The organism is Pyxidicoccus fallax, from assembly GCF_012933655.1.
Taxonomy (GTDB): domain Bacteria; phylum Myxococcota; class Myxococcia; order Myxococcales; family Myxococcaceae; genus Myxococcus; species Myxococcus fallax.
Window position 1 is genome coordinate 1 of record NZ_JABBJJ010000388.1, and the last position, 11,084, is coordinate 11,084.

At 69.2% G+C, this 11,084-nt stretch carries 11 protein-coding genes; 5 read left to right on the forward strand and 6 right to left on the reverse strand.

The annotated features are described in order from the left end of the window. Positions 1 to 258 precede the first annotated feature (258 nt). The gene (locus HG543_RS45885; RefSeq protein ID WP_169351299.1) at positions 259 to 843 is read left to right on the forward strand and encodes a hypothetical protein; all 585 of its coding nucleotides are present in this window, start codon (positions 259 to 261) and stop codon (positions 841 to 843) included. 106 nt (positions 844 to 949) lie between these two features. Here HG543_RS45885 and HG543_RS45890 read toward each other — a convergent pair whose 3' ends face one another. After that, positions 950 to 1,423: a nuclear transport factor 2 family protein gene (locus HG543_RS45890; RefSeq protein WP_169351300.1), complete on the reverse strand. Its 474-nt coding sequence runs from the start codon at positions 1,421 to 1,423 to the stop codon at positions 950 to 952. 156 nt (positions 1,424 to 1,579) lie between these two features. Between HG543_RS45890 and HG543_RS45895 the strand changes: the two genes are divergently transcribed. Both HG543_RS45895 and HG543_RS45900 read left to right on the forward strand, forming a co-directional pair. Further along, positions 1,580 to 2,119 (forward strand): GNAT family N-acetyltransferase, encoded by a 540-nt coding sequence (locus HG543_RS45895; protein ID WP_169351301.1) that lies wholly within the window; start codon positions 1,580 to 1,582, stop codon positions 2,117 to 2,119. Positions 2,120 to 2,308: 189 nt separating this feature from the next. Then, the gene (locus tag HG543_RS45900; protein WP_169351302.1) at positions 2,309 to 3,640 is read left to right on the forward strand and encodes a hypothetical protein; all 1,332 of its coding nucleotides are present in this window, start codon (positions 2,309 to 2,311) and stop codon (positions 3,638 to 3,640) included. Positions 3,641 to 3,662: 22 nt separating this feature from the next. On the opposite strand, the gene HG543_RS45905 is transcribed toward HG543_RS45900, so the two are convergent. Continuing rightward, positions 3,663 to 5,333: a serine hydrolase domain-containing protein gene (locus HG543_RS45905; protein ID WP_169351303.1), complete on the reverse strand. Its 1,671-nt coding sequence runs from the start codon at positions 5,331 to 5,333 to the stop codon at positions 3,663 to 3,665. Between the two features lie 94 nt (positions 5,334 to 5,427). Continuing rightward, positions 5,428 to 6,264: a tetratricopeptide repeat protein gene (locus HG543_RS45910; protein WP_169351304.1), complete on the reverse strand. Its 837-nt coding sequence runs from the start codon at positions 6,262 to 6,264 to the stop codon at positions 5,428 to 5,430. A 434-nt stretch (positions 6,265 to 6,698) separates the two neighbouring features. Here HG543_RS45910 and HG543_RS54790 point away from each other — a divergent pair, with 434 nt between their 5' ends. Continuing rightward, positions 6,699 to 7,769, forward strand: a complete 1,071-nt coding sequence (locus HG543_RS54790) for a CBS domain-containing protein (protein WP_246357770.1) — start codon at positions 6,699 to 6,701, stop codon at positions 7,767 to 7,769. Positions 7,770 to 7,890: 121 nt separating this feature from the next. Continuing rightward, positions 7,891 to 8,268 (forward strand): hypothetical protein, encoded by a 378-nt coding sequence (locus HG543_RS45920; RefSeq protein WP_343073600.1) that lies wholly within the window; start codon positions 7,891 to 7,893, stop codon positions 8,266 to 8,268. Between the two features lie 9 nt (positions 8,269 to 8,277). On the opposite strand, the gene HG543_RS45925 is transcribed toward HG543_RS45920, so the two are convergent. From HG543_RS45925 to HG543_RS45935, 3 genes are all read right to left on the reverse strand, one after another. Beyond that, positions 8,278 to 9,363, reverse strand: coding sequence for a trigger factor (locus HG543_RS45925; RefSeq protein ID WP_343073601.1), 1,086 nt, complete (start codon positions 9,361 to 9,363; stop codon positions 8,278 to 8,280). A gap of 124 nt (positions 9,364 to 9,487) precedes the next feature. Beyond that, on the reverse strand, positions 9,488 to 10,525 hold the full coding sequence (locus tag HG543_RS45930) for a hypothetical protein (RefSeq protein ID WP_169351305.1): 1,038 nt from the start codon (positions 10,523 to 10,525) through the stop codon (positions 9,488 to 9,490). Between the two features lie 333 nt (positions 10,526 to 10,858). Further along, positions 10,859 to 11,084, reverse strand: a 226-nt coding sequence (locus tag HG543_RS45935; protein WP_169351306.1) for a hypothetical protein, incomplete at its 5' end; no start/stop codon positions are given.

Consider the following 11,084-nt stretch of genomic DNA (forward strand, 5'->3'; position numbering starts at 1 on the left):
GGGTGGTGGGGGGGCTGATGAGGAAGGCAAGGCAGAGGAAGGGGGCGTCAACGGGCCAGGCGAGGGAGCGCACAACACTGGCCCCAAGGTGGAGGAACGCCCTGAAGTCCCCAATGTCGGCGGAGAGGTCAAGGCGCTGGAGATCTAATCAGCCTGGAACCAGGCCCGAGGAGGCGACCTGTGCCGTCGCCCCCCTCTCCCGCCAGTCGCCGCAGGAAGCATTTCGCGAAGCATCACGTCAAGCAAGGAAAGACCACCATGGGTAGCAATAATGTCAGTGTCACATTCACGAACTCCCTCGACTCGGAGTTCACGCTTGGGAAGCTCAATGACGGATTCGCCGTCACCACGCAGTCGCAGGACATGCGGTTCATCCAAAGTGTTTCATCGCCGTTGGCGGGGAACGGCAGCCAGACGCTTTCCGTAGAGCAGGTGAACACGTTCGTCGACAGCGTCAAGAGTGCGAGTCCTCTCGGTTCGGCGCTGGCCAACCCGAGTGGTTGCATCGCGGTATCGGTTGTCTGGACGTGTTACGCTCTGGGACTCCGGTTCGGTATCTCTGCCGATATTTCGTCGACACGCATCGACGCGGTCGGAGGCACGCTCGCCAATGCGCTCAACCAACTGCCGGGCTTCAACGTCTCGCCGCCGTCTCCCTCTGTGACATGGTCCTATCTCGTCGATAACTCGCCGGACGCACCGGGAAAGTGGATCCAGCCATCGTCGCTGACCGCGCCGCTCACGGTGTCTTTCCCGGGCAACGCCGGCTTCGAGCTGGTGCTCACGCCCGTGGTCGATGAGTCATCGATTCAGCTCCAGTGCCAGGTCCAGATGGCGACATGACGGCCCGCGGGAGTCCCCGTCTGTTGCTGGCGTCGTGAGGCCGCCGCGCCTGAGCGGTGGAGTGTGAGCCTGCCCAGTCATGGGCAGGCGGGTTGGCGGCCAACTGTCAGCGCCCGGCGGGGGCCGCGCGGCCCTGCTTCTCCTCCTTCGGCTTCGGGAGCGGAGACACGTGACTGGCGACGAGGCGCCACTTCCCGTTGCGCTTGATGAGCGTGTCGGTGAAGCGCAGCTCGGAGGTGAAGGGCTTTCCACCGGCCACCCCCTTCAGGGAGGTGATGCCGTTCACCACCGCCGTGTCCCCGTAGAGCCGCACCTTCATGTCGTGGTTGCGGAAGACCTCGTAGCGCGGCTCCTTGTTTCGCAGCTCGAGGAGCGTCTGCTCACGCGTCGTCACGTTACCGGACGTGTCGGTGAGGGTGAAGCCGTCGCCGAGGAACCCGGCGGCGAGGCTCTCGTTGCCGGTGCGGAAGGCCTCGCAGCCCGCGTGCAGCGCCTCGATGACGGCGTCCTCCGGCTTCGGAGCGGCGGCGTGCGCGGCCAGGGCGAGCAGCATGAGACACGTGGCGAGGGGCTTGAGCATCGGTTCTTCCTCCGGGCGCGCAACCTACCCGGGCCCGCGAGGTGCCGAAGCCGAAGCCCCTCATGCGTGAAGCGCTTTTCCCGCGCCCGTGGCCCTCGTGCCCGACTCTGGTAGCGTGGGCGGCTTGCGCAGCCAGGCTGCCCAGGAGTGAGGTCCATGCCCGCCAACGTCATCCCCACCGTCGACACCGAGCGCCTCACGCTGCAAGGCCATCGACTCGAGGACTACGAGGAGTCCGCCGCGATGTGGGGCAACCCGGAGGTCACCCGCTACATCGGCGGCAAGCCGTCCACGCGCGAGGAGTGCTGGTCCCGGCTGCTGCGCTACGTGGGCCACTGGGACGTCATGGGCTTCGGGTACTGGGTGGTGCGCGAGAAGGCCACGGGCCGGTTCATCGGCGAGGTGGGGCTCGCGGACTTCCGGAGGGACATCCAGCCGTCGCTCGGAGGCGCGAAGGAGGCCGGCTGGGCGCTCGTTCCGGAGGCTCAGGGCAAGGGGTACGCCACGGAGGCGGTGCGCGCGATGCTGGCGTGGGCCGAGGGCCGGTTCGGCCCCGAGCGCACGGTGTGCCTCATCGACCCGGAGAACGCTTCGTCCGTCAAGGTCGCGAACAAGTGCGGCTTTCGCGAGTTCGCGCGCGGCACGTACAAGGGTGAGCCGACGCGCCTGTTCGAGCGCGTCCCCGGCGCCCGCTGAGCTGACGGACAGATGATGCGCGCCGCGCCGCGAGCGGTCCTGTGGACCCTGGTCTTCGTCACCCCGGCATGTGCCGGCGGCACCGCATCCCGGGCCCCCCTCGGGCTCTATGCGACACGTCCCTTGCCCCAGGCGGAGGGCTCGACTGGGAGCGGGGACGGTCAGGGCTCCCGTCCGCCCTGGCCCTGGATGGCCCCGGAGCAGCTGCGGCCCGACACGGGCACGCAGAGCGAGGAGGAGCTGCTCGGCTGGCTCGTGTCGGGCGACGCCGCCCAGCGGGCCGAGGCGCAGGCCCGGCTCCTGCCCCTCGGTGAGTCGCTGCTGCCCAGGCTGGAGCTGCTGGCCGTGGTCTCCCGGGACGATGAGGCCCGCGCGGGACTGCTGGAGTTCCTCCAGGTCCTCACGGCGCGTCGGGTGCACCCCGACCAGCTCCAGCTCTTTCCGGAGCTGAGCGCGGTGGCGGCGAAGTCCGTGCAGCGGGGGCTGGGGCTCGTGGCGTATTGGGAGGTGGAGCAGGCGCCCCCGGGGCTCGTCGAGGAGCTTCCCGTGAGCCCGTGTGGCGTCGGCCCCCAGCCCGAGTCGAAGCTGCTCATCGAGGGACGCAAGCTGCTGGAGCTGCGAGACAAGCTTGGAACCCTCGGAGGGCTGGCACGGCCGGGACTCGAGCAGCTGTTGTCCTCACCCTCCCCCGTCTCCCGCCTCCAGGGAATGGTGCTGGCGGCGGCGCTGGGGCTCCGCCCGGCTCCGGCCACCCTGGCGCGGCTGCGAGTCGACCCGGGCGAGGTCGAGCTGGACGCGCGCTACGCGTCGTCCGCCTTCATGCCGTCCGATGGCCGGGTGTTCCGGGTGAAGGTCTCCCTCTCCAAGCGCGCCAGCCTCCTGACGAGCCGGCTCGACGCCCCCTGGAGGGAGGTCCGGAACGACGAGCCCTTCGCGCTGCGGGTCGAGGATGGGCTCATGGAGTGGTTCGGCACGGTGCAGTCACCCGCGGCGAACGATGACGTGTACCCCTTCCGCGCAGGGCCTTCTGGAGAGCTCCTCAACAACCTCCGGGCCACGGGCGCCTGGGAAGCGACGGATGCGCAGCAGTACTGGAACCGTGCGCGGCCGCTCTGGCGGCTGTGGTGGAAGCACGTGGGGCCCCGGCCCGATGCCTACGACCGCTTTCACTGGCTCGCGCTCGTTCACAGCCCCCTGGGGTATCAGATCCGCTTCGAGCCCCTGTTGCTCGGTGAGAAGACCGTCCTGCACGTCGCGGCGCCGACGGGCGTGGAGGCGGAACTCCTCACCTTCCCCCACGGCGTCCATCAGCCCGTCGTGGTGCACCGGGGGGCGCTGCCCCTCACGTACAGCTCGGAGAAGCCGATGTCCGGCGTGGGAGTCCGGTTGCGTCTGGGAGAGACATGGGTGGACACAGGGGCGTTCTTCGCGCCTCGCAAGGGCGAGCGAATGACGGTCTGGCTGCAGCCGGAGCTGCTGCGTCACTTCCTGGAGGAATCGCGAGCGCGCAACGGCAAGTGAGCGCGCCCGGGATACGCCGTTCCTACCGCTCCTTCCGCTCGAACCGCAGGTCGCTGAAGACGAAGCCCGTCGGCCGTCCGGCGCCATCACGCGTCACGCGAAGGAAGCCGGCGTCCGTGTTGAACGCGTCGGCGAAGGTGGGCTCGAGCGGATGCGTCCCGACGGCCCGCCCCTTCAGCACCGCCTTCCCGTCCTTCAGCTCGATGCGCCAGGTGGTCTCCAGCTCGGGGCTGTAATACGTCCCCACCAGCGGCTTCCAGTCGTCGCCCGACAGCGTGACCGGCTGCACCCGCTCGAGGACTCCCAGCGTCTCCTCGCCGCGTATCAGCGTCAGCTTCCCGTGGGCGAAGGCGAAGAAGAGCGGGGCTCCCTCCATCTGGAAGCGCTCGCCGCCCACCGCCCGCAGGGGACGGTTGCTTCCCCTGTAGCTGAACTGGAGCTGGCTGTTCTCCTGGAGGAGCCGCACCACGCGCTGCGCGGCCTCGTCGTAATAGAGCCCCGCGTACCGGCCCACGTCCGTGGGGGCGGGCTCCGGCGCGCTCGGCGTTGCGGGCGCGGGAGCCTTCGCCTCCTGCCGCGGCTCGGCCGCGCGGAAGGCGTCGGCCAGGACGACGTCCGCCACCTCATCGGCGAGATTCGGCCGGGCATCCGCCCGGTTGCAGAGGACGGCAATCGAGACGTGCTGCGCGGGATAGCGCGTCAGCAGGGCGCGATACCCCCCCCATGAGCCGGAATGCTGGACGCGCTGCAGGCCGCGGTAGGTGTCCAGGAAGAGCCCCCGGCCGTAGCGGGTGCTGTCGCCCGTGTTCAGCACGCCCCGCTCCTGCATCGCGTCGATGAGGGCGCGCCCTCCGACGCGGGCGCTGTAGAAGTTCTCCTCCCATTTCACCAGCTCGGTGATGCTGGTCTGGACCTGCCCGTCTCCCAGCTGGTTCCAGTTCGACATGTCGAGCTGGTAGCCCCCCTTCTCCTTTCTCGACGGGGCATAGGCCGTGGCGCGGCCGGGCATGATGGCCGTGTGGTCGTCGCGGAAGTGGCTCCGTGTCATGCCGAGGGGCTGGAAGAGCCGCTCCTTCGCGAACGCGGCCAGCGTCTTGCCGGTGACGCGCTTCACGATGAGCGCCGCCAGGAAGTAGCCGGTGTTGCTGTATTCGAAACGCGTGCCTGGCTTGAACCTCAGGGCCCGCTGGCGGGCGATGACCTCCAGGGCGTCGTCGTCATCCGTGACGTCCTCGTAGTGGTAGCCCTTGAGGTGGAGGAGCTGGTTGTAATCACGCAGTCCGCTCGTGTGGTGGAGCAGGTGGTCGACGGTGATGGGCGTCCCGTAGTCTGGGATTTCGGGCAGGTACTTCCGGATGTCATCCGTCAGCGCGAGCTTCCCGTCGTTCGCCAGCAGCACGATGCTCGCGGCGGCGAACTGCTTGGAGACCGAGCCCACGTCGAACAGCGTCTTGGGGGTGATGGGCGTGGCCTGGTTCAGGTCCGCCATGCCGTAGCCCTTGGAGTAGAGGACCCGGCCGTCCTGGTAGATGCCGAGGGCACAGCCCGGGCTCGAGGGGCTGTCGTAGGCCTTGAACACCGCGTCGATGCGGGCCGGCTGGATGCGGACGGGCGGAGGCGTGGCGGCAAGGGCCGGAAGCGCCGCCATGAAGCAGACGAGTCCGACAACCGTGAGGCGCGGCGAGATGGGCATGGGGTGTCCTTCCAGAAGGACAGAGCCTGCCGGGACACTCCGGGCCGCCGCAAGCCAGAAGGCGCCGGGTGCTGGTGTTCCTCACGGCACCCGGTCAGTCCCGCCCACTCCCACCGACGCCGGGAGGAAGCTGGAGCGAGGCGCAGACCACTCGGAACGGCGCAATCAGTTGGTCGAACTGTTCCTTCATGCCCTCGCGCAATCCGGGTTTGACCTGGGCGACAAGCTGCAGCCCGCTCTGCAACTGCTGGAGTGCGGGTATGCACTCGGCCTGCAAGAGTTCCGTCTGCGTCCACAACAGGTACGTCTCCGCGTTCGTGCGGACCGCGTAGTCCGGAGACGGAGCGTGCCGGGTGGTCACCTCGATGGTCCGCTCGTAGGTCTCCCGACCCTTGGTGAGATCTCCCCGTGTGAAGGCAATGGCCGCCAGGCCGCGCAGCGCGACGACCTCGTCGATGACGTTCTTCTTGCCCTCGAGCGCTTCCTTGAACAGAGCCTCCGCCTGGTTGAAGTCCCCCTGGAATATCAGCCCATGGGCCACCAGCCCGTACTCGATGGAGTACACCTGCCCGTTGAGCTCTCGCAGCTCCGCGAGCAGCTCCGAGGCGTGACGGATGAGCATGTGCTGCTCGGCGATGACGTAGCCGCCCACCGGGCTGGGCTGTGACGTCCCCGTCTCGGCGGAGATTTGGAGCCTCAGCTTCACGTCCTCCGCCGGGAGGGTGTAGAGGCGTTGGAGCACCGCTCGCAGCTCGGCCCGCGTGTTGCTGATGGCTTCCTGCCGGAGGCGCTGCTCGCCGATGAACGTCGTCAGGAGCGCCAGGAAGAAGGTGAGGATGGCCACGAGCTGCGCCCCCACCACGTACCAGCGTTCGTTCTCCGCGGTCCCCACCCGGCTCCACAGCTTGTCGAACCAGGCCTTCTTCGGCACAGGAGTGCCGGCGCCAGAGTGCGTGTGCTCCTTCCCTGCTCCCCCTGCCTCGGATTGGTTCATCGCGGGACCCGCAAGCTGGCGTGTCACAGCTTACGTTCAGCGCACTGGCGCAGGAGGCAAGCACCAAGGGCTGAAGGGCTCGAAGGCCACGCGCCCGGAAGGACTTCGAGCCCAGGGCTCGTTGACGTCCATGGCGTCCCCGATGATGGCGGTATCCTCACCGCGAGAGGTGGACACGGCGCGGAGGAATGGGTCGGCCGCGTCGTGTGCTCGCTCGGCGCACGGACGCGCGGCCGGGGGCCGGGAACTCCCGAACCCGCCGGCGTGACCTGCGGACTGGCGAACAGGGTAGCCCCTGAAGGCCCCTAGGCAGTCTCCAGGACGGCGCGCACCTTGAGTGCGCCTCACACCCTTCTCCCTGGAGAGATGACATGGCGATGACTCCCAAGAACACCGACCTGCCCAACAACACTGGCGACCTGAACCGCGGTGGTACGACTGGCAACACCGGTGATGACCTGACGGGCAGCCGTGGCACCCGGCCGCAGGACACCGCCGGCAGGCAGACCTACGGGATGGGCAGCGGGTTGACTGGCACCTCGGGCACCTCGGGGCTGGGCCGCGACTTCTATCGCGAGGCGCTGGCTCGCGGGGCAGGCAGCCGTGGGCGCGAGGACTCCCGCTACTCCGACCGCCGCGAGGACTACGGCAGGAATTACCGCGGAGAGACTGGCACCTACAGCGCCGAGCGCATCGGCGTGCCGCAGGGCCGCGAGGAGGGCTGGCGCGACCAGTCCCGCCGCTACGAGCAGGAAGGCGAGACCTACCGCGGCGGCTACGAGGGCACGCGCGGACAGCCGTCCTACCGCACCGAGGACTGGAACACGCAACGGCCCGCGGAGCGGTATGACGTCAACTACGAGCGCCGCTACGAGGAGCAGCCCGAGCGCGGTGGCCGGCCCTCCGGACGCACCATGGCGCTCGCCGCCGCGGGGCTGGGTGCCGCGGGCGTGGGCCTCGGCCTGATGCGCCGTGGCCGCTGGGCGAAGGAGCCCCTGTGCGCCAGCGACGTGATGAGCCGCGGCATGAAGACGGTGCTGCCCGAGCAGACGCTGCGCGAGGTGGCGCGGCTGATGCGCGAGGAGAACGTGGGCATCGTGCCGGTGACGGACATGCAGGGCCGGCTGCTCGGCGTGGTCACCGACCGCGACCTGGTGGTGCGCGCGATGAGCGAGGACCGCCAGCCCTCGCAGGTGCGCGTCTCGGACATCATGTCCTCGGAGGACCTCGAGGTGGCCACCCCGGACGACTCCATCCATGACCTCATCGAGCTGATGGGCCGCAAGCAGGTGCGCCGCATCCCGGTGGTGGAGCGCGACAACCGCCTCGTGGGCATCATCGCCATGGCGGACATCGCCACGCGCGCCGAGTTCGACGAGGAGCTGCAGGAGGCGCTCGAGCGCATCTCCTCGCGCCGCTCCTTCTGGTCCCGCCTCGGCTGAGGCGGCGCCCCCCGAGTGCCTTCAAACAGGCGCCGGGCTGAACTAGAAGACGTTCCATGGCGCCCCGGCCCCTCGCTCCGCGTGAGCGTGGGGCCGGGCCACGTCCCTGGAGCCTCCGAGCGTGTCGCCCACCTCTCCCCGACGTCAGCGCAACAGCCTGGAGCCGCCCCGCTCCTGGTGGCGGCAGTTCCTGGACTTCATGGAGCTGTCCACTCCCGAGGGGCGGGGGGGCCTCGCGCTCCTGCTCGTCCTGCTCGTCGTCTGCTTCGGGCCGCTGTTGCTGCTGGCGCTCCTGGACGTGAGCGGAACGGCCCGCAAGGCCCTGGTCGCCCTGGGGCCCGTGTCCATCTGCCTGGGGCTCGCCGGGCTCGTCCTGGTGTGTGGCTACCGGTACGGTGACGCGCTCAAGTGGTCGCGCGGCCAGACGTGGGGGCTCGCCGCGCTGTTCCTGGGCATGGGCCTGCTGGGCGGCCTGGGGCTGTGGTTCAGCGAGGGCTGACGAAGCGCCTCAGCCCGCCTCCGCCCCCTCGAAGGTGACCTTCGCCTTGTTCATGACGTACTCCACGGCGAGCAGGTACCAGGCCAGCTCCGTCAGCCGTTTGGTCGTCTCCGGCGTCTCGCGCAGGGCGGCGTGGACGTCCTCCGCGGTGAACCCGAAGGGCTCCATATAGGTGCGGATCAGCTCCTCGAGCTTCTCCGGGGTGAGCTGCAGCTTCTCGGCCTCGGTGACGGCCTTCAGCGCGATGCCGATGTGCAGCCGGCGCTCGGCGTCCGCGCGCGTGGTGGGGTCCGTGAGCCAGCCCCGGAGCGCCTCCTGCTGCTCCTCGACGTCGAACTGGTACTCGACCATGGCCTGGCCCTCGGCCTGGACCCAGCGGCGGCGGAGCTCCTCGTCCACCACCGCCCGCGGCAGCTCCACCGGAGTGCGCCGGGCCACCTCGTCCAGCACCAGGTTCTGGGCCTGCACCCAGAGCTGCCCCGCGAGCTCGTCCTCCAGCTCCTCTCGGAGGTTGACCATGACCTCCTCCAGGGTGCCGCCCATCCCGAGCTTCTCCAGGAACTCGGAGGAGGTCTCCGGCAGCATCGTCACCTGTCGGGCGGCCACGATGTCCACCAGGAAGCGCGCCGGCTTCCCCTGGAGAGACTCCACCGGGTAGGTGTCCGGCAGCACGAGGGCCATCTGCATGGACTCGCCCACCTTGCCGCCTTCCACCAGCGCCTCGCAGAACCCGGGCAGCGCCTCGATGGGCGCCAGCTCCGTCGTCATGCCGAAGCGCGCGGAGAAGGGAATGAGCTTCCCGTCGCAGTAGCCCACGATGTTGAGCTGCACGTCGTCGCCCATCTCCAGCGACTCGCCCTGCTGACGCTCGCGCGTGGTGGCCAGGGCCCGGCGCTTCTCGTGGAAGGCGCGGAGCAGGTCCTCCTCGGTCAGGTCGTCCGGGGTGGGAACGCGCACGGAGATTCCCTCCAGGGAGGGCGCCTCCACGCTGGGGAGCTTGAGGGCCTCGGCGGAGGCGGTGCTCACCACCGGGCTGATCTTCAGGAGGCGCTCGACACCCCGGCCTGGTCCTTGAGTCCCTTGCTTGCTGCTCACGAATGCTCCTGGGAGATAAGCGTGCCAGCGTCCGCGCCAATGGGGGATAAAGCGACGGCTCGGCATGGACCTAGGCATAGTCCAGCCGAGCCGCTCTGACAAACCGCGAATGGATGGCCGCTGATTAGAAGAAGGCGCCCACGATGCTGGACACCGTGGAGACGGCGGCGCCCACCTGGCTGACGATGGGGATGTTGGTGGCCGCGGCGACGGAGCCCACGGCGGTGATGACCGAGGTCACCTTCTTGCCCGTGCTGGCGTTCTTGTCCATCAGCGTCGCGCCCGCGTTGGCCACGTCGACGGCGGCGATGGCCACGTTGACGCCCGGAGCGAACCGGCCCAGCGTCTTGGCGGCGGTGCCCGCGGCGGCCTTCGCGCCCGCCTTGACGGCGGCCTCACCGGCCTCGCGGCTCACCGTGCCCAGCGCGGCCTTGGCGGCCGAGCGCGTGCCGCTGCCCAGGATGCCCTGGGCCAGGGTGCTGCCCGCCTTCGCGGCGTCGCCCGCGGCGGAGCTGATGGCCCGGCCCACGTTCTTCACCGTGCCACCCTCGAAGATGCCCTTGGTGGCGGCGTTCTTGACGGCCTTGAGCACGTCGTCGCTGGCGTTGGGGAGGGACTTCTTGAAGGCGTCCACGGCCTTCATCCCGGCGTCCAGCTTGCCCTTCATGATGGTGCCGCCGAGCACGCCGCCCATCACCTTGCCGCCGACGATGCCGCCCGTCGCGGCGGTGATGCCGGCCTTGGTCGCGTCCAGCGTCGACCGGGTGGCCGTGATGATGTCGTCCTTGCTGCCCGTGCGGATGGCCTGGCGGATGTCCTTGACGGCCGTGGCGCCCGCCATCACCGCGCCGGGGATGCCCGCGTAGCGCATGGTGGCGTTCATCTGCGCGCCGAACTTGCTCAGGCCCTTGAACCCCTTGTCGAAGGTGGGGTTGCGGATGAACTCCAGGTTCGTCTTCCCGAGCAGACCCTCGGCGCCGTTCTTGATGTTCTTGATCTGCTGGAAGGCGTCCTTGGTGAACCCGATGGCCTTCGAGCTCTTGGTGGCGACCGCGACCCCGCCCTTGATGAGCTCCTTGTTGTCCTCGTAGGTCTTCTTGACGGTCTGCTGGACGTTGGTGCGAACGGTGTTGAAGGTCTTCTTGATGTCGGGGAAACCCATGGGGGGCCTCGCGAAATTATGGATGATGGAGCTTGCTTGATTATCGGAGCCCACGTGCCGGAGTTGCTTGGGACCTGACTCTTTTCCGGGCCACGCGGGGCGCGGGCGCAGGTGAGGCGCCAAGGTCTCGGAATCATTGGGCTCGGTTGGCGAGCATCCCCCGCACCTCGGCGACGAGGAGGTCGGGCGTACCTCCCCACACCTGACGGTGCAGCAGCAGGGCCCAGAGGATCAGCACGGCCGTCCCCGAACCGCGAGCCACGTCGCGCCCAGTGCGAGCGGGGCGAGCGCCACGGCCCGGTAGCGCGGCCACTGCTCGGCGACCGGGTGCCGCTAGGGAACCCGGGCGGCCACGGCACCGTAGGGCTCGCGGTAGATGTCCAGCCCCTCGTGCAGGAAGAGCCACGTGAGGTGCGCGTGGCGAAGGTGATCCGTGTAGATGCCGGACAGGTCTCCGTAGGCGCTGCGGCTCATCAGCGGCAGCACCGAGCACGCGAGCAGCGACGCGAGCGCGAGCCCCACGAGCGTGGACCGGGCGGGACGGGCGAGGGGCCGGGAC